The organism is Sulfitobacter sp. F26204 (assembly GCF_026410305.1).
Classification (GTDB): Bacteria; Pseudomonadota; Alphaproteobacteria; order Rhodobacterales; family Rhodobacteraceae; genus Sulfitobacter.
In genome coordinates this window covers 112,870-129,916 of record NZ_JAPMLQ010000002.1, presented here as the reverse complement: position 1 = coordinate 129,916, position 17,047 = coordinate 112,870, and the positions used below count along the sequence as shown (strand labels likewise).

The 17,047-nt window shown below is 55.7% G+C and carries 19 protein-coding genes; 8 read left to right on the top strand and 11 right to left on the bottom strand.

All coding sequences use genetic code 11. The features are described 5' to 3' along the window. Nucleotides 1–99: 99 nt before the first annotated feature. The 4 genes from OS190_RS04505 to yddG all read left to right on the top strand — a co-directional run bounded on the left by OS190_RS04505 (nt 100) and on the right by yddG (nt 3,573). Nucleotides 100–1,275, top strand: coding sequence for an acetyl-CoA C-acetyltransferase (locus OS190_RS04505; RefSeq protein WP_267157474.1), 1,176 nt, complete (start codon nt 100–102; stop codon nt 1,273–1,275). A 74-nt stretch (nt 1,276–1,349) separates the two neighbouring features. Further along, on the top strand, nt 1,350–2,072 hold the full coding sequence (gene phbB, locus OS190_RS04500; RefSeq protein ID WP_267157473.1) for an acetoacetyl-CoA reductase: 723 nt from the start codon (nt 1,350–1,352) through the stop codon (nt 2,070–2,072). A gap of 179 nt (nt 2,073–2,251) precedes the next feature. Then, on the top strand, nt 2,252–2,395 hold the full coding sequence (locus OS190_RS04495) for a hypothetical protein (protein ID WP_267157472.1): 144 nt from the start codon (nt 2,252–2,254) through the stop codon (nt 2,393–2,395). 317 nt (nt 2,396–2,712) lie between these two features. Then, a complete protein-coding gene (gene yddG / locus OS190_RS04490; protein WP_267157471.1) occupies nt 2,713–3,573 on the top strand; it encodes an aromatic amino acid exporter YddG in 861 nt (286 codons plus the stop codon). A 34-nt stretch (nt 3,574–3,607) separates the two neighbouring features. On the opposite strand, the gene OS190_RS04485 is transcribed toward yddG, so the two are convergent. The 3 genes from OS190_RS04485 to OS190_RS04475 form a co-directional block, all read right to left on the bottom strand. Beyond that, entirely contained in the window at nt 3,608–3,772 is a 165-nt protein-coding gene (locus OS190_RS04485) for a YdcH family protein (protein ID WP_267157470.1), read from the bottom strand. A gap of 109 nt (nt 3,773–3,881) precedes the next feature. Then, nucleotides 3,882–4,610 carry a tRNA1(Val) (adenine(37)-N6)-methyltransferase gene (locus tag OS190_RS04480; RefSeq protein ID WP_267157469.1) on the bottom strand — a complete coding sequence of 243 codons (729 nt, stop codon included), beginning with the start codon at nt 4,608–4,610 and terminating at the stop codon, nt 3,882–3,884. Nucleotides 4,611–4,630: 20 nt separating this feature from the next. Then, nucleotides 4,631–4,846 carry a putative signal transducing protein gene (locus OS190_RS04475; protein WP_267158294.1) on the bottom strand — a complete coding sequence of 72 codons (216 nt, stop codon included), beginning with the start codon at nt 4,844–4,846 and terminating at the stop codon, nt 4,631–4,633. 69 nt (nt 4,847–4,915) lie between these two features. Here OS190_RS04475 and OS190_RS04470 point away from each other — a divergent pair, with 69 nt between their 5' ends. Further along, a complete protein-coding gene (locus OS190_RS04470; protein ID WP_267157468.1) occupies nt 4,916–5,914 on the top strand; it encodes a polyprenyl synthetase family protein in 999 nt (332 codons plus the stop codon). Here OS190_RS04470 and OS190_RS04465 read toward each other — a convergent pair. The 4 genes from OS190_RS04465 to soxR form a co-directional block, all read right to left on the bottom strand. Then, nucleotides 5,907–6,713, bottom strand: coding sequence for a 4-(cytidine 5'-diphospho)-2-C-methyl-D-erythritol kinase (locus OS190_RS04465; protein WP_267157467.1), 807 nt, complete (start codon nt 6,711–6,713; stop codon nt 5,907–5,909). The genes OS190_RS04470 and OS190_RS04465 overlap by 8 nt on opposite strands. Next, nucleotides 6,703–8,418, bottom strand: coding sequence for a tetratricopeptide repeat protein (locus OS190_RS04460; RefSeq protein ID WP_267157466.1), 1,716 nt, complete (start codon nt 8,416–8,418; stop codon nt 6,703–6,705). Before OS190_RS04460 ends, OS190_RS04465 begins: the two co-directional genes overlap by 11 nt. 156 nt (nt 8,419–8,574) lie before the next feature. Further along, complete coding sequence (locus OS190_RS04455) at nt 8,575–10,221, bottom strand: electron transfer flavoprotein-ubiquinone oxidoreductase (protein WP_267157465.1); 1,647 nt, start codon at nt 10,219–10,221, stop codon at nt 8,575–8,577. Between the two features lie 151 nt (nt 10,222–10,372). Beyond that, nucleotides 10,373–10,828: a redox-sensitive transcriptional activator SoxR gene (gene soxR / locus OS190_RS04450; RefSeq protein ID WP_267157464.1), complete on the bottom strand. Its 456-nt coding sequence runs from the start codon at nt 10,826–10,828 to the stop codon at nt 10,373–10,375. An 88-nt stretch (nt 10,829–10,916) separates the two neighbouring features. Here soxR and OS190_RS04445 point away from each other — a divergent pair, with 88 nt between their 5' ends. From OS190_RS04445 to OS190_RS04435, 3 genes are all read left to right on the top strand, one after another. After that, nucleotides 10,917–11,297, top strand: a complete 381-nt coding sequence (locus OS190_RS04445) for a VOC family protein (RefSeq protein WP_267157463.1) — start codon at nt 10,917–10,919, stop codon at nt 11,295–11,297. Between the two features lie 139 nt (nt 11,298–11,436). Continuing rightward, the gene (gene greA / locus OS190_RS04440; protein WP_267157462.1) at nt 11,437–11,907 is read left to right on the top strand and encodes a transcription elongation factor GreA; all 471 of its coding nucleotides are present in this window, start codon (nt 11,437–11,439) and stop codon (nt 11,905–11,907) included. 26 nt (nt 11,908–11,933) lie between these two features. Beyond that, a complete protein-coding gene (locus tag OS190_RS04435; RefSeq protein ID WP_267157461.1) occupies nt 11,934–13,010 on the top strand; it encodes a hypothetical protein in 1,077 nt (358 codons plus the stop codon). Between the two features lie 3 nt (nt 13,011–13,013). On the opposite strand, the gene OS190_RS04430 is transcribed toward OS190_RS04435, so the two are convergent. From OS190_RS04430 to OS190_RS04415, 4 genes are read right to left on the bottom strand one after another with little or no spacing between them, the layout of a single operon-like run. Next, a complete protein-coding gene (locus tag OS190_RS04430; RefSeq protein ID WP_267157460.1) occupies nt 13,014–15,074 on the bottom strand; it encodes a molybdenum cofactor synthesis domain-containing protein in 2,061 nt (686 codons plus the stop codon). Continuing rightward, a complete protein-coding gene (gene mobB / locus OS190_RS04425) occupies nt 15,071–15,562 on the bottom strand; it encodes a molybdopterin-guanine dinucleotide biosynthesis protein B (RefSeq protein ID WP_267157459.1) in 492 nt (163 codons plus the stop codon). The genes OS190_RS04430 and mobB overlap by 4 nt, the downstream gene beginning before the upstream one ends. Continuing rightward, the gene (mobA, locus tag OS190_RS04420; protein WP_267157458.1) at nt 15,559–16,161 is read right to left on the bottom strand and encodes a molybdenum cofactor guanylyltransferase MobA; all 603 of its coding nucleotides are present in this window, start codon (nt 16,159–16,161) and stop codon (nt 15,559–15,561) included. The genes mobB and mobA overlap by 4 nt, the downstream gene beginning before the upstream one ends. Further along, a complete protein-coding gene (locus OS190_RS04415) occupies nt 16,158–17,045 on the bottom strand; it encodes a formate dehydrogenase accessory sulfurtransferase FdhD (protein WP_267158293.1) in 888 nt (295 codons plus the stop codon). The genes mobA and OS190_RS04415 overlap by 4 nt, the downstream gene beginning before the upstream one ends. Nucleotides 17,046–17,047 lie beyond the last annotated feature (2 nt).

Sequence of the window (17,047 nt, the reverse complement as noted above, 5' to 3'; positions counted from 1 at the left end):
TAATGTATGACCACTTGTAGAAGGCAGAGGAGTCGACCTGTACATTCCTGTGCGGACGACAACAACTTCCCCTGCCAATTGAAAGAGGAATACATCTTTATGACCAACGTCGTCATCGCATCCGCTGCACGTACTGCTGTCGGCAGCTTTGGAGGGTCGTTTGCCACAACCCCCGCCCATGATCTGGGCGCTGCTGTTTTGAAAGAACTTGTTGCACGTGCTGGTGTAGAGGCATCAGACGTTTCCGAGACCATTCTTGGTCAGGTTCTGACGGCTGCACAGGGCCAGAACCCGGCCCGCCAGGCCCATATTAACGCAGGACTGCCACAGGAATCCGCAGCTTGGTCGATCAATCAGGTGTGTGGTTCCGGCCTGCGTGCCATTGCGCTTGGCGCGCAGCATATCCAACTTGGGGATGCGTCGATCGTGGCTGCTGGTGGTCAGGAAAACATGTCAATGTCCGCCCACGCCCAGAACGTGCGGGCCGGCCAGAAAATGGGCGACATGAAACTGATCGACACGATGATCAAGGACGGTCTGTGGGACGCTTTCAATGGTTATCACATGGGTCAAACCGCCGAGAATGTAGCAGATAAATGGCAAATCACCCGCGAGCAGCAGGACGAGTTTGCCGTCGCATCCCAGAACAAGGCGGAAGCCGCACAAAAGGCCGGTAAATTCGTGGACGAAATCACCGCTTTCACCGTGTCGGGCCGCAAGGGAGATACGATCGTCGATTCCGATGAATACATTCGTCACGGCGCAACAATGGAAGCCATGCAGAAACTGCGCCCTGCCTTTACCAAAGACGGATCGGTAACGGCAGCAAACGCATCCGGCCTGAACGATGGCGCAGCCGGTGCCCTTTTGATGTCTGCAGAAGAAGCCGAAAAGCGCGGGATCGAGCCGCTGGCACGTATTGCATCCTATGCAACTGCCGGCCTTGACCCGTCTATCATGGGGGTTGGTCCGATCTATGCTTCGCGCAAAGCCCTGGAAAAAGCCGGGTGGAAAGCAGAAGACCTTGATCTGGTCGAAGCCAACGAAGCCTTTGCCGCGCAGGCATGCGCAGTAAACAAGGATATGGGCTGGGATCCGGCAATCGTGAACGTCAACGGTGGTGCCATCGCCATCGGGCATCCAATCGGGGCTTCCGGTGCCCGCATTCTGAACACCCTTTTGTTCGAAATGAAGCGTCGCGGAGCGAAAAAAGGTCTGGCAACTCTTTGCATCGGTGGCGGTATGGGTGTTGCCATGTGCCTCGAGCGGCCCTAAAACAGACTGGGTGCGCAATATAATTGCGTACCCACGTTTAGAATCGCAATAACATTGCCTACAGGAGGAAGCTTATGTCTCGCGTCGCACTTGTAACCGGAGGCAGCCGAGGCATCGGCGCAGCCATTTCCAAAGAACTCAAAGCAGCAGGATATACTGTTGCCGCTACCTATGCAGGCAATGATGAAGCAGCAGCAGCCTTTACCGCCGAAACTGACATCAAAACCTACAAGTGGAACGTCGCAGATTATGACTCCTCCAAAGCCGGCATCGCACAGGTCGAAGCGGATCTGGGCCCGGTGGAAGTGGTTGTCGCGAATGCGGGCATCACACGTGACGCCCCATTCCACAAGATGACACCAGAGCAATGGAAAGAAGTCATCGATACAAATCTCACCGGCGTCTTCAACACCATTCACCCGATCTGGCCGGGCATGCGCGAACGCAAGTTTGGCCGTATTGTGGTGATCTCATCGATCAATGGTCAAAAAGGACAATTCGCTCAGGTTAACTATGCCGCAACAAAAGCCGGTGATCTGGGCATTGTGAAATCGCTCGCCCAGGAAGGCGCACGCGCCAATATCACGGCCAATGCGATTTGCCCTGGATACATCGGCACCGACATGGTCATGGCCGTCCCGGAAAAAGTGCGCGAAAGCATCATCGCACAGATTCCTGCAGGTCGTTTGGGCGAACCGGAAGAGATCGCCCGTGCCGTCAAGTTTCTGGTGTCGGATGATGCTGGCTTTATCAACGGTTCGACAATTTCGGCAAACGGCGCTCAGTATTTCTCATAAAGCACTGACTGTTTGACAAAGGGCGGCCTACCGGGCCGCCCTTTGATTTTTTTGAATTAATTCAAGACCACCCTGAAATCGACCTGCTGATGCAGCGTCATGGTAGCGGGCGGACCTTGCGCCGGCCAACAGCAACGTCGCGATCTGATATCGTAATGTCCCAGACAAGGGGTATTTCCGTGCCATTTAAAAAGACAGATGGCAAGGGTGATGCGGCCCTAACTGGCCGCTGGATAGTTGATACCGGAAAATCTGGCTCAAGCGGTTATCATCACGACCAATCCATCGGTTTTCTGGCCCTGCCGTCCGATTGGACAAATTGATCAACTCACGCTGGGATGACCCTGCTAATTCCTACAGGTCTACGGATGTATAAGGTAGATCATGCGGTGTCTGCGGGAATCGGTGTCCTGTTGGGACACCGCTTTTATGAACATGGATATGGTGGAGAGGCCGTTGATGACCCCATAAGACGCCTCGCTAAAAGACGCCACGCTAAAAATCGCTGCACGGTTTCGATTTTTATGTCACGAATGGTCCGAAAAACGGCCTCAGATTAGTGCATCCAAACACCGCAGCCTGTGGGACAACAAGAAAACCGCTCATATCTCAGAAGCGATGACCATATTGGAGAGGCCCTATGACACGCCACCGTGCGACCGCTATTGGTTTTGTTGCTGTGCTGCTCTGGGCCTTTCTGGCGCTTTTTACGGTTGGCTCCGCCCCGGTTCCGCCGCTGTTGCTGAACACCTTGTGCTTTGCAATGGGCGGGACAGTCGGGCTGATCTGGGCAGCCGGAACCGGCACCTTGCCTGCCCTTCGTACTGTTCCGTTCAAGGTTTATGTGTTTGGCACATTAGGGTTGTTTGGCTATCACGCGCTCTATTTTTCGGCACTGCGACTGGCACCACCTGCGCAGGCAGGGTTAATCGCCTATTTATGGCCCCTTTTGATCGTGATATTTTCCGGCTTGCTTCCAGGAGAGCGCCTGAAGGTTGGTCACCTGATCGGCGCAGCAATCGGTTTTACAGGTGCCGGATTGATCATCATGGGCAATGACAACGGTTTTTCCTTTGCCTACGTGATGGGTTACGCGCTTGCATTTCTTTGCGCGCTCACCTGGTCGGGGTATTCCGTCTTGTCCCGCTTGGTCGGTACTGCGCCCACAGCAACTGTCGCCATTTTCTGCCTTGCAACCTCTGCACTATCGCTGCCCTTGCATCTGGCATTTGAAGAGACCGTCTGGCCCGCTACCTATCTAGGCTGGGCGTCGATCCTTGGGTTGGGGCTCGGCCCTGTGGGATTGGCATTCTTTGTTTGGGATATTGGTGTGAAACAAGGTGACATCCAGCTTCTGGGCACCAGCTCTTATGCGGCCCCTCTTTTGTCAACACTTGTTCTGGTTCTGGTGGGGGTGGCCGCCCCAAGTTACACGTTACTTTGGGCGGCGCTGTTGATTGCGGGTGGGGCATTGGTTGCCGCACGCGCAAGTCTCAAATAGACGCGACCTGAACCAGACCGGGTCAGGAATTAACTCAGCTCGAGAGTCGTGTGATTTCCTCTTTCAACCTCAGTTTCTCTTTTTTCATCGTAGCAACCTCCAGATCATCGATTCCCGGTGCGCGCTGGGCTAGTTCGACCGCATCACTCATTTCCTGATGTTTGCGCTTGAGGGTTTCCAGATGTGCATTAAGAGACATATATTCCTCCATTGATGGATTTAGGACTTTAGTGAATCACAGTTTGGCAACTCTGTCACGCCGCCGCGCAGCAAACCGCGGTCTTCGGTAAAGAAGCGCTTAACATTACTCAAAACTGCAGCGCAGCCCCGTCGCGCAGGATTGATTTCACTAATGGAACGTAACTATCTGCGTCATGCGTGTGGCGATCGCCTTGGTGCAGAATCAAAGGGGCATGTAACTTAAATGCAGCACGGCCGTTTTTACGCGCCTTCAGGATGATTCTGTCTGGTGCCCGCCCCGCCCGTGCGGCCAGCGGCAAGACCTCGACGCTGCCCATTCCGTTGGGAAGGGCGGCAAGGATGTCGGGCAGTCGCTCTGCAAGATGGATGAAATGAGCGTATCCCTTGGGAGCCAATCGTTTCGCGGCGGTTTTGACCCAGATTGCCAGGGGCGTTTGCGCCCCATGCGCCGCCTCACGAGCCGCGTTTCCAGACGAGACAGAGGCCTCGCGATCGTAATAAGGCGGATTCGCCAAAACATGGTCGAATTGTTTTTGACGCAAGGAAAACGGCAATGCAGATAAGTCCGCCTCGATCACCTCCAGCGCATTGCCTCCGTTGCGGGTGGCAAGTGCCGCATAGGTTGGATCTCGCTCGACACCTGTCAGACGCAGACCTGGAATACGGGCCCCAAGACAAAGAATCGCAGCCCCGGCACCGCACCCCAATTCCAGCACGCGTTGGCCGTTTTTCGCGTGAACGCAGGCGCTTAAAAGAACCGCATCCACGCCAGCCCGGTAGCCGTGCCGGGGCTGATACAAATGCACTTTGCCGCCGAGAAAGGCGTCTTTGGTCACAGTGGGATCGACTGAACCACTCACAAGCCCAGAGGAATATCGTTGTCCAGCAGAACCTTTTGTGCCGCTGCATGATCATCAGGATGCACCATCAGTCGACGTGGGAAAATTCCGATGCCGCCTTCGAGGACGCTCATGTTTACGTCCATCTCGAAGCAGGCTATATCCTCCCCCCGAAGAAGAGCTTGGGCAAAGGCGATGACGGTCATGTCTGATGTGCGTAAAAGTTCCTTCATATCAAAGGTGTGGGCCAGTTCGGCCAGATTGTCGAGCCTCATTGAGGGGTGATAAATGGGATCCTCGTGATGAACACTGATACAATTGCGAAACCGCATGACCGGATTGCAGCCTATTTGAGAGATGATTTGGCGCAAGTCGGGTCACTTATCCGCGAGCGGATGGCATCCAAACACGCACCGCGCATCCCCGAAGTGACCGCACATCTTGTTGAGGCGGGCGGAAAACGTCTGCGTCCGATGCTTACGTTGGCGGCGGCCCGTTTGTGTGGCTATGCCGGTCCCTATCATATCCATCTGGCTGCAACGGTTGAATTTATTCATACGGCAACCCTGTTACATGATGATGTTGTGGACGAAAGTGCACAACGGCGCGGGCGACCCACCGCCAACCTGCTTTGGGACAACCAATCTTCGGTGCTGGTGGGGGACTATCTGTTTGCGCGTTCTTTCCAGTTGATGACCGAACCGGGATCCATGCGGGTGATGAGAATTTTGTCAAATGCCGCCGCAACGATCGCGGAAGGAGAGGTATTACAACTTACTGCTGCGCAAAATCTGGCTACGGATGAAAACACCTATCTGCAAGTGGTGCGCGGCAAGACAGCAGCATTATTTTCGGCTGCGACCGAGGTAGGCGGTGTAATCGCCGATGCACCAGACGCGCAGGTGCAAGCCCTGTTCGACTATGGCGATGCCTTGGGGATCGCCTTTCAGATCGTCGATGACCTGTTGGATTTTCAAGGGCAAACCGGTGCAACCGGCAAGAATGTCGGCGATGATTTTCGAGAACGCAAACTGACCCTGCCGATGATCAAGGCGGTGGCAAAAGCGGACGCCGAAGAACGTGCGTTTTGGGAGCGCACCATTGAAAAGGGACGGCAGGAAACGAACGACCTTGATCATGCTTTGATGTTAATGAACAAACATGGTGCCTTGGCAGCAACCCAAGCAGATGCATTGACCTGGGCTGACAAGGCCAAAGGGGCCCTCGCACCGTTACCGGCGCATGAGGTCAAAGATATGCTGCTGGATCTTGCAGATTATGTCGTGAGCCGCATCAACTAAGCCGACAAGCACGTATCCACCAATCGGGATGACGTTCCGCAAGAAGTATTTCCGAAGCAACTGCGTCCTCTCTGGATTGGCATAAACCAAAGCAGGTTGAGCCCGACCCTGACATGCGGGCAAGCGCGATCTGGCGACATTGCTCCATTTGCGCCAAAACCCCGGCGATTTCGGGCGCGATCACAATTGCCGCCGGTTTCAGGTCATTTCGTTGCTGTCTTAACCATTCGATAAAACCAACGCTTGTCTCAAAAGCAGGTATATCCTGAGGCATCGGTGGATTGTCCCTGATCTGCAGTGCCTTGAAAACATCAGCTGTAGCGACATGAATCCCCGGATTGACCAAAACCGCATAGACCGGTGGCAAGGAAGACATGAGACACAGATCATTTCCGATGCCACGCATGCGTTGTGCTGACGCGGCGAGGCAAACCGGCACATCCGCTCCCAGTGATGCGGCCCTCTCCCTCACGCCGTAGTGACGCAGGATGGCCGCCGCGTCAGAGGAGCCACCACCGATGCCACCACCATGCGGCAGGTTTTTCTCAATTGCGATGTGCGCCGTTTTACCCGCCAGTTGCATCGCCGCCCAAACCAGATTGCCTGCATCCACAGGCACACCCTGTGCAAAGGGTCCGGTCACTTTAATTGAGGTTTTCGGTGCGGGCGTAATCCACAAGCGATCCCCGACATCTGCAAAAGCCACAATGGAATCGATTAGATGATACCCATCCTGGCGTTGGCCTGTCACATGCAGGGTCAGATTTACCTTGGCCGGTGCAAAGACCTCAGATGTCATTGCTGGCTTTCAAAGGGGGTGCGCCTTCTTCGACCAAAACACCGTCCAGCCCGACTTCCAGTTTGCGTCGAATACGCTTTGGCTCGGCTTCGCCGTCCGTGTCTTCTTTGTCGATGAAAGACAATGCGCGGCTCCATTGGAATTCAGCCTCGCGATGCCGTCCCACGGCCCAATAGACATCGCCCAGATGATCATTCACCACCGGGTCAACAGGTAACAATTCGACGGCACGTTCCATGTGCTCAACAGCTTCGTCGTACCGGTTCAGACGGTACAGAACCCAGCCCAGTGAATCGACGATATAACCTGATTCAGGGGATGCGGCGACGGCGCGCTCTATCATGTCCAGAGCTTCATCAAGATTGCGGTTCTGTTCCACCATCGAATAGCCCAGATAATTCAACACCTGTGGCTGTTCGGGGTTGATCGCCAGAGCGGCGCGGAAATCGGCTTCTGATGCCGCTTCATCCCCCGAACGCTCGTGCGCGATGCCACGCGAATAAAAGAGCACCCATCGCAGCCGGGCTGTTTGGCCGACCTTGTCGATCGCTTTGTCATATGCAGCAATGGCTGCAGGGAAATCGCCCTGTCCCCGCAATACATCGCCCAGAGTAGAATAAACGACGGGAAGATCGCCATGACTGCGCGTCAATTGTTCAAGAACCTCAATCGCCTGATCTTCTTTGCCCGAACGACGCAAGGCATCGGCGCGCCCCAACTCAGCAACATGGAATGCAGGATCATCGGCCGGGACGGCCTTGTATTCCTCGATCGCCAACTGGTTCTGGCCAAGGTTTTCCAGCAACCCCGCTGTCAACAGCAGCGCATCCACATGTGACGGTCGCAAGTACCGCGCGACGCGGGAATAGAGCAAGACATAGTAATCGCCCGCAGTTTCGCTTTTCAACACAGCAGCGAAAGTAAAGAACACCTCGGCAATGCCGGACTTGGCATCGCGGACAAGTTCGAAGGGCAAAGCTGTTTTCGCCTCCAGCGCCGCAATCATTTGATCCAGCTCGGGGTCTGTCGACTCACCAAAGCTCGTTCGCAGCACAGTCAACGCTTCCTCGTGTCGCTCAAGCTGCGCAAGTACCACGGCATGCGCCATGACACCGCGTCTGGTCTGTCCTGCTGCACCCGCTGCCGCGGCACCAAAGATCGCTTCGGCACCTTCAAAATCGCCGACAGAGGCAAGCGCCAGAGCTTTGTGGTACATGACAAAGCCTTGCATCCCTGCTTCTTTGCTCAAGGCATCAAAGGCAGACAAGGCCGAGGTGACATCACCCTCTCCCATATGTGCCCAGGCTTTTACCAGACCATCCACCCATGGGCCGATGCCCTCGCTATCGCTTTCTCGCGCCAGTAAGGCCTTGTAGTTTTCGTTTTGCGCCAGGTCCGCCGTGATCACCATGCGGGCGACTTGGGAGGTTTCGTTCTTTTGCTCCAGCACACGGGCCAAAGGCACCGCTTTCTCGATCTGCCCCAAAGATAAATAGGCGAGCACGGTGCTTTCCATAAGTTCGATGTTCGTGCTGTCGCGGCTCAACGCTTCGGCATAGTAGCGTGCTGCGGCACTATAGTCGGAGCGCACGGCAGCGTTGCGGCCGGCGAGATAGGCACCTGCGACGGATTGAGCGTTGGCCTGAGGAATACATGCGACGCTCAAGATCAGGGCCGCAGTGCCGGTAAGGACATTCTTGAACATGTTTCAACTGCCTCATTTGATTTGGGCCAAAGGCTATCAGGTCTGAAATCAAGCGCAATGGTGGGGGCACCACATGACAGATCTGTGAGCGGAAACACCCATAAAAAAGGCGGGGAATACCCCCGCCTTCCCATCAGTGAATGTGATCGGTCGTTTTCACATATTCGGATAGTTCGGTCCGTCGCCACCCTGAGGTGTTGTCCAGACAATGTTCTGGGTCGGGTCCTTGATGTCGCAGGTTTTGCAATGCACGCAGTTCTGAAAGTTAATCTGGAACTTCGTGTCTGCACCCTCACCCACAAATTCGTAAACGCCTGCAGGGCAATAGCGTGCCGACGGGCCTGCAAATTTGGGGAGATTCACATCGACCGGCACCGATGTGTCCTTCAACGTAAGATGCGCCGGTTGGTTCTCTTCGTGGTTTGTAAAGGAAAACGCAACATTGGTCAGACGGTCGAATGACAATTTACCGTCGGGTTTCGGATATTCGATCATTTTGTGATTTGCCGCAGGCTCAGTCGCTTCGGCATCCGATTTACCGTGGCCCATGGTGCCCAGCAACGAAAAACCAAGGGTGTTGCACCACATGTCAAAACCGCCAATCGCGAGGGAAGCAGTCAGCCCGTATTTTGACCACAAAGGTTTGACATTACGTACCTTTTTCAAATCCTTGCCAATGGCACCGTCGCGCACCTCTGCCTCGTACTCAGGCAACTCATCGCCGGAACGGCCTGCTTGAATGGCGGCATAGGCCGCTTCCGCCGCTGCTTTGCCAGACAGCATTGCATTGTGATTGCCTTTGATGCGCGGCAGGTTCACCATCCCAACGGAACAACCCAGCAGCGCCACACCGGGTGCCACCATCTTGGGCATTGATTGATAACCGCCTTCGGTGATCGCCCGCGCGCCATAGGCCACGCGTTTGCCCCCTTTCAACAGTTCGGCAACCATGGGGTGATGTTTGAACTGCTGGAATTCCATATAGGGAAAGAGATGCGGGTTCTTATAGCCCAGGTGGACCACAAAGCCCACATAGACCTGATTGTTTTCAAGATGGTAGATAAAGGAGCCACCACCTGCCTTTTTCTCGAGAGGCCATCCCATCGTATGGGTTACTGTACCTTCTTTGTGCTTGGACGGGTCGATTTCCCAAATTTCTTTCATGCCCAGGCCGTATTTCTGGACTTCCTTGCCTTTGGCCAGGTCGTATTTGTCAATTACCTGTTTGGACAATGATCCACGCACACCCTCGGACAGAAATACATATTTCCCATGCAATTCCATGCCCGGCTCATAGCCGTCGCCTTGGGTGCCATCCGGATTCTTGCCAAATTCACCTGCAACAACTCCTTTGACCTCGCCCTTGTCACCATAGACAAGTTCAGAACACGCCATGCCGGGGAATATTTCAACGCCCAGTTCTTCGGCCTGTTCTGCCATCCAGCGACAGACATTGCCCATCGACACAATGTAGTTGCCGTGATTGTTCATCAGTGGCGGCATCGGGAAATTGGGAACACGAACCCGACCGGCCTCCCCCAACATATAAAAGTTATCCTCTTTGACCTCTACCTTGATCGGTGCCCCTTTGGCTTTCCAATCAGGGATCAGGGCGTCAATGCCGCAAGGGTCCAGTACCGCCCCGGACAGGATGTGGGCACCGACCTCCGAGCCCTTCTCAAGAACCACCACGTTGCAGTCCGCATCAAGCTGCTTGAGGCGGATCGCCGCAGACAGGCCTGCGGGCCCCGCACCGACGATGACAACATCATATTCCATTGCTTCGCGTTCAATCTCGGCCATAGCTGGGCAATCCTTTGGGCTAAAACGGTTTGGATTTGGCTAAACCACGCAAGGTTTCAATGCAATCCGGACGATGCGTAAAATCGGCTTCGGGGCACCTTTCCAGCCAGAATTGGCGTGATTTCTTCAATGTATTTGCCTGGAACGCCTCCTAGTCGGCCGGCGTGTCCCCCATAAGATAGCGCGGCCCCGCCCCTTTTTTCGCCGCCTTGTCGGTGGGATTGTAAAGTGCACAGGCCTCAAGGCTCAGGCAGCCGCAGCCAATACAGCCATCAAGATTGTCGCGCATCTTGGTCATTGCATCGATCCGTGCATCAAGCACGTCGCGGAAACCTTCGCTGATCTTGGCCCAATCTGCGCGCGTGGGTGCAGCGCCCCCGGGCAACTGGTCCAACTGTTCCTTGATCTGCGGCAGTGTGAAACCGAATTGTTGCGCGATCATCACAAAACTGAGCCTGCGCAAATCCGCGCGTTCAAACCGCCGTTGCCCGCCTGCGTTACGCCACGGTCTAATCAGACCCTGTGCCTCATAGTACCGGATGGCCGAAACCGCCAAGCCCGTACGCTTGGCCAAGGCCCCGATCGAAAGTCCGTCATATCGCGCCATGAATATCCTCAGAAATACCTTGACCTAAAGTTAAGTTTAACAATTAGACAGGATATGCGAAAGACCGAAATGAAAAGGAAACACTCTGATGACTGCGACACTTGAGCATGCGAATTTTACTGTCTCTGACCCCCATGCAACCGCTGCTTGGATGACAAAACTGTTTGACTGGCACATCCGTTGGGAAGGTGCCGCGATAAACGGTGGTTACACAATTCATGTCGGTGACAAAGATCGTTACCTGGCAATCTACAGTCCGAACAAGGCAACCACCTCGGGTGCATCCAGCTATGATGTGGTTGGTGGCCTCAACCACCTTGCCGTTGTTGTGGACGACCTGGACAAGACCGAAGCCGCCATCAAAGCACATGGTTTCAAGACCAGCAATCACGGTGATTACGAACCGGGTCGGCGGTTCTATTTTCACGATGGCGACGGTATTGAATACGAAGTCGTGCAATACGACTAACCACAAGCAGCCGCCTATCTCGTCGGATGGGCCTTGCAATTCCACATCAGTTTGGGTCAGGTACTGTGCGACCTGACCTTTTAACGGCCGCTCACCCCCTAGGGATGGTGTGCGGCCCTCATGACGTGGACAAACGCCCATGGAAAAGATTCCAATGACCCGCGCAGGGCACACCGCCCTAGAGACGGAGCTAAAACAGCTGAAAACCGTCGAGCGCCCTGCCATTATCAAGGCAATTGCCGAAGCGCGCGAACATGGCGACCTGTCCGAAAATGCTGAATACCATTCCGCCAAGGAAAAACAGTCCTTTATCGAAGGCCGTGTCAAAGAATTGGAAGGGGCGATTTCGCTGGCGGATGTAATTGATCCAGCGAAACTGTCAGGCGCGATCAAGTTTGGTGCGCGGGTGACATTGGTGGACGAAGACACTGACGAGGAAAAAACCTATCAGATCGTTGGTGAATACGAGGCCAAGATCGAAGAAGGATTGCTGAATATCAAATCACCCATTGCTCGTGCCTTAATCGGCAAGGAAGAGGGCGACAGCGTCGAGGTTCGCACACCAGGTGGCGTCAAATCTTATGAGGTGCTCAAGATCGTCTATGCCTGATCGAGGACCTGCACAGGAATGCGCGGATGACTGACACAACACAAAGCGGCGCAAACGATCCCAGCCAAGAGCCGCAACAAGCTGCCACCGTCAAGGTAACGGGCGTCTCTGCACGGCCTACCTCCTTGGGAATCTATGATAAGCCGCGCCCGGAAACGATCACCTCGATCGAGATCATTGCACTGATCCTTAGCGGTGTATGGCTGTTGGGCGCAGCATTCTTTTTTCTGGTCCTGCGCGAAGAAGGCACATCGGAAGACGGGGCGCAAAGCCTGCGTTTCCTGATGACAATGTTGGCGGTTTTCATGCCCGTCGCGATGATCTGGGTAGCGGCAACAGCGGCAAAGGCCAGCCGGGTGATGCGTGAGGAAAGCCAGCGTTTGCAATCGGCTATTGATGCGATTCGCCAAGCATATCTGTCTCAACAACAAGGCAACCACATGCGCACCGAACCATCGGTGGCCCGCAAATTGGACGAAATTGCCGCCGCCGCACGCAAGACCGAAACTGCCCTGGCCACGTTTCAATCGCGCCGCGACGAAACGGCGCGACCTGTGGTCAAACCTGAAATCATCGGCACAGACGATCAGGCGGCTTTGGAATTGGGCACCCAGGCGATTGATATGGCCCCCTTGTTATCAAACGAAGATTTCATCCGCGCCCTGAATTTCCCCGAGACCGCAGAAGACGAAGTCGGCTTTGCCGCGCTGCGCCGTGCCCTCAAGGATCGTTCGACCTCGCAACTGGTGCAGGCTGCGCAGGATGTTCTGACCCTGATGAGCCAGGACGGGATCTACATGGATGATCTGCGCCCTGATCGCGCCCGCCCCGAGGTATGGCGCCATTTTGCCCAGGGAACCCGTGGCCGTGCGATTGCACCGCTTGGCGGCATCCGCGACCGATCTTCCCTTGCATTGACCAACGCCCGTATGAAACAGGACCCGATTTTTCGCGATGCAGCGCATCATTTCCTGCGCCGCTTTGACAAGACCTTTGCCGAGTTTGAGAAGAACGCGTCGGACGGCGAGATTTCGGCGATGGCCGACACGCGCACCTCACGGGCGTTCATGTTGCTGGGTCGATGTGCCGGGACCTTTGACTGAGGGTCACAGCCCAAAGCTCCTGTAGGGAATATACCGCACCAGATCCCCGATTTTGATGTCGCCGGCAGGTTCAGGCAATTCCACCAGACCCTCTGCCCAGGCCAGCCCGCTGATACGGCCCGATCCTTCTGAGGCAAAGACCTCTACCTTGCCATCTCGCATGCGCGCCCGCAGGTATTCGCGGCGTCCTGCTTTCTTGGACTTGGAAAAGCCGGCCGGAACCTGGAAGCCCTGTGGCTCTGACCATCTTCCTCCGGCGAGGATCTCCATCGCGGGCCGCGCAAAGATCAATGTACAAATCATCGCAGCTACCGGATTTCCTGGCAATCCGAAAACCGGTACACCTTGCCAGATACCCAAGGCCAAGGGTCGGCCCGGTTTGATCGCGATGCGCCATAGAGACAAAGCGCCCACTTCCTGCAAAAGAGCGGAAACATGGTCTTCATCCCCTGCCGATGCGCCGCCACTGGTCAAAAATGCATCGACAGATGCGCATGCTGCATTCAGTCGTCGGCGTAACACCCCACGGTCATCCGGTACCCTGCCCAAATCCACCGGTTCGTGTCCAAAGGCAGTGACGAGCGCCGCCAACATCGGGCGGTTTGCATCATAGATTTGCCCTGCAACGGCATCTTCACCGGCATCGACCAATTCGTCACCCGTCGACAGGATGCCAACTTTCAGCGGTTTGCGCAGTTCAATATCGCGCAGCCCCGTTGCTGCCATGATTGCGAGATCAGCGGCGGTAAGGCGCCGCCCCGGCTCGACAATGGTTTGACCCTGAATGACATCCTCGCCCGCCTGACGCGTATTCGCGCCTGTCTTGACCGGGCCCGAGAAACGTATTTCACCCGCCACGTGAACCACGTCTTCCTGCAACACCACGGTATCTACACCTTCCGGCAGCGCGGCACCCGTCAGAACACGAATGGCATGACCGTCCGGCACCACACCGGGGGCATCACCTGCCGCGGCCCGACCCCGTAGCAGTGGCAGGCTATGCGCACCGCGACCTCGCCCACCCGCAAACCCATACCCATCAACGGCGGTATTGGGCAGCGGCGGATTTGCACGATTGGCGACAATCGCCGCAGCGGCAATACGCCCTAAACCTGTTTCCGCCCGCGCGGTCTCAATCTTTGCAACCGGTGTCAGACGCTCCTGCAACAAGGTCAAAGCCTCGTTCACAGGTGTCCAATGCACCCCTTGCGGAAGGGCAAAACAATCATTTCGCAAGGGGGGCGCTGTCAGTTCAGCTTCAAAGCCCAACCCGAAAATCCAACCCTCTTCGGGAGCATCAACTGCAAGCATCACCGCCAAGCGATCCGAACTGAGCGCGGCAATCTGTTTGGTAGTTTCAGTGACCTGCCAGGCATCCTTGATCCATCCGTCGGGCGCGGGACCAACAGTCAACGAAGGCCAGATCTCGACAAAGGTGACGGCCTTGTCCAAAGTTTGAAACGGCCAAACCGCAACGTCGAATTGCCGCCTCAGCCGCGCCAGAACCGGTAACCCAGACATGACCTGCCCAGCCACCGCGCCAGCGCCGCCCATTTGCCAACAGGTAAACGTTCCCTTGGCCAGTTCTTCGGCCTTTCGTCTGTCGGGAAACGGATTTACGTATCCTGTCTTTGTTCGCGGCAAACCCACTATTTCGCGCCGCAACCCATTGAACCAGAACGGGCCCTTGCCGTCGCCCAGCCCCAAGTTCACCTTTCCCGCCAGATCAAATCGGTTGTTGCCTTTGGGCGTATCGACAATACGTTCTTCAAACCAGTCCCAAATCATCAAAGGATCTGATGACCCAGTCAGGGCCTTGGCAAAGCCTGCCGGATACCCAAAGGGAAAATCAAACCCCACCAGGACCCGCCGCCCACTGGATTGTTCCTGGGTGAGAAGCGAAACCAGCCATTTTTCGGCCAATTGGCGGTTACGTAAATAGACCGGCTCTTCTGTCTGTCCGTTCCGGCTGACACCTACCCAGATTGCATCCTTGCGCGGGCTCGGACCGGTATCATTGCCACTGGACCAATCCACCATGACGATGGTGTCAAACAGTGTCACAATCCAACCTCGGCCAGAATGAAATCAGCAATTCCAACAGTGTCGTTCAAATCAAATACCGGTCGCTCAAGTTCAAGCAATGCATCGCTTGCTACAGCGCGAATTGTCGGATCATCCGGTGCGATCAGCGCATTTCCGGTGACGGTGCGATGCGCCTCGATCTTGGGATGGGGGTCGCGTTTGTAGCCTTCGATCAAAACCAGATCAACGGCGCTGAGGCGCGACAACAGATCTGGCAAGATCGGCTCTGCCGCGTCACGCAATTCGTGCATCAAGGCAAATCGGTTCCGCGAGGCCAGCATCACCTCGGTTGCGCCTGCCTGACGGTGGCGAAAACTATCCTTGCCGGGGTGATCCACGTCAAATGAATGATGTGCGTGCTTCACCGTGGAAACGCTTAAGCCACGCCCCGTGATGTCGGTCACCAGCCGTTCCATCAGGCCGGTCTTGCCGGCATTTTTCCAACCAACGATGCCGTAAAGTTTCATAACATCGCCTCGGCAAGTGTCAGATCTTCGGGCCGGTTGATGTTAAAAAAGGCCTCTTCCTGAGGGAAAAACGCCTCGCGTCCGCCGTGTCTTTCGCTCCATTGAACGACCTTGCGCAATCCATCGTTAAGCGCCGCGCGCAGGTCTTCGCGCAATGCAACAGGCCACAGGCCGAAAGTCGGATGACGGGCGCGTCCACGTTTGACATCTGGTGTGGCGGCTAACACCAGAGGATGGGTCATGCTTTCGCCGTTCAGCAAAAGCTGTGGTACCAGATCACAGGGAAAGAAAGGCGTGTCCGCCGCCGCCGTGACCAGCGTTTCAGCCCCCTGGGCGGCTGCCCAGTCCATACCGGCGAGAACCCCGGCCAGCGGTCCGGCAAATCCGTCGATCGGATCAGCCAGCACCGGCAATCCGAATGGCGCAAATCGCGCCGGATCCCCATTGGCATTCAGCGCAAGTCCCGCAACCTGTGGTTCAAGCCGGTCAATCACACGGCGCAGCAGTGTTTGCCCCCCCAAAAACAGCAGCCCCTTGTCACCGCCGCCCATACGGGTTGCCTGCCCACCGGCAAGGATTACACCAACCGGCTGCCTCATCGCGCAGCCTTGCGCCCAACGCGCCTGGGTTCTTCGGCGATGGCAGCAGGGTCCGCATCGCGGATCAACCGTTCCTCACCGCTCAGGCAAACGAAACGTCTGCCTTTCATCCGACCAATCAGGGTCAGGCCGACCGCCTGTGCGATTTCAACTCCCCATGCCGTAAACCCGGAACGTGACACAAGCACCGGGATCCCCATCATCGCCGTCTTGATCACCATCTCGGATGTAAGACGGCCGGTTGTATATAAGATCTTGTCCTCGGCCTCGATCTTTTCTGACAGCATCCAGCCCGCTATCTTGTCGACTGCATTATGGCGTCCAACATCTTCCATATAAACCAGTGGCTGGTTGCCCGAGCATAGAACCGTACCGTGAATCGCCCCTGCTTCCAAATAGAGCGATGGCGTACGGTTGATCGTTGAGGACAGGGAATACAGCCAAGAGGTACGCACCGGCGTCTGTGGCAAGCACAGATCTTCCAACCCCTCCATCATGTCGCCAAATACCGTGCCAACCGCGCATCCGCTGGTGCGTGTCTTGCGCTGCATCTTGGCTTCATAGTTTGTTGCCCGCGCGGTGCGCACGACGACGGTTTCAAGCTCATCATCATAATCGACACCGCTGATGTCCTCGCCATCCTGCAACATGCCCTGATTGCGCAAAAATCCCAACGCCAGATATTCGGGATAGTCCCCGATGGTCATCACGGTCACGATTTCCTGCGCATTCAGAAAGATCGTCAGAGGTCGTTCTTCGACAACGCGAATGGTGGTTTTTGCCCCTTTCTGGTCCGTGCCACCTACGGCACGTGTCAAACGGGGGGCGGTCGGATCCGGTGCGATCAGATAATTAAATGCATCAGAATCTTGAGCCAATTGAATCC

What these genes read in the sequence shown, in the direction of transcription:
- OS190_RS04505 (WP_267157474.1), top strand. Translation starts at nt 100, where the DNA reads ATGACCAACGTCGTCATCGCATCCGCTGCACGTACTGCTGTCGGCAGC.
- soxR (WP_267157464.1), bottom strand. Translation starts at nt 10,828, where the DNA reads ATGGCGCGATATGACGGACTTTCGATCGGGGCCTTGGCCAAGCGTACG.
- phbB (WP_267157473.1), top strand. Translation starts at nt 1,350, where the DNA reads ATGTCTCGCGTCGCACTTGTAACCGGAGGCAGCCGAGGCATCGGCGCA.
- OS190_RS04445 (WP_267157463.1), top strand. Translation starts at nt 10,917, where the DNA reads ATGACTGCGACACTTGAGCATGCGAATTTTACTGTCTCTGACCCCCAT.
- OS190_RS04485 (WP_267157470.1), bottom strand. Translation starts at nt 3,772, where the DNA reads ATGTCTCTTAATGCACATCTGGAAACCCTCAAGCGCAAACATCAGGAA.
- OS190_RS04455 (WP_267157465.1), bottom strand. Translation starts at nt 10,221, where the DNA reads ATGGCCGAGATTGAACGCGAAGCAATGGAATATGATGTTGTCATCGTC.
- OS190_RS04475 (WP_267158294.1), bottom strand. Translation starts at nt 4,846, where the DNA reads ATGAAGGAACTTTTACGCACATCAGACATGACCGTCATCGCCTTTGCC.
- OS190_RS04435 (WP_267157461.1), top strand. Translation starts at nt 11,934, where the DNA reads ATGACTGACACAACACAAAGCGGCGCAAACGATCCCAGCCAAGAGCCG.
- greA (WP_267157462.1), top strand. Translation starts at nt 11,437, where the DNA reads ATGGAAAAGATTCCAATGACCCGCGCAGGGCACACCGCCCTAGAGACG.
- mobA (WP_267157458.1), bottom strand. Translation starts at nt 16,161, where the DNA reads ATGAGGCAGCCGGTTGGTGTAATCCTTGCCGGTGGGCAGGCAACCCGT.
- OS190_RS04465 (WP_267157467.1), bottom strand. Translation starts at nt 6,713, where the DNA reads ATGACATCTGAGGTCTTTGCACCGGCCAAGGTAAATCTGACCCTGCAT.
- OS190_RS04460 (WP_267157466.1), bottom strand. Translation starts at nt 8,418, where the DNA reads ATGTTCAAGAATGTCCTTACCGGCACTGCGGCCCTGATCTTGAGCGTC.
- OS190_RS04470 (WP_267157468.1), top strand. Translation starts at nt 4,916, where the DNA reads ATGAACACTGATACAATTGCGAAACCGCATGACCGGATTGCAGCCTAT.
- yddG (WP_267157471.1), top strand. Translation starts at nt 2,713, where the DNA reads ATGACACGCCACCGTGCGACCGCTATTGGTTTTGTTGCTGTGCTGCTC.
- mobB (WP_267157459.1), bottom strand. Translation starts at nt 15,562, where the DNA reads ATGAAACTTTACGGCATCGTTGGTTGGAAAAATGCCGGCAAGACCGGC.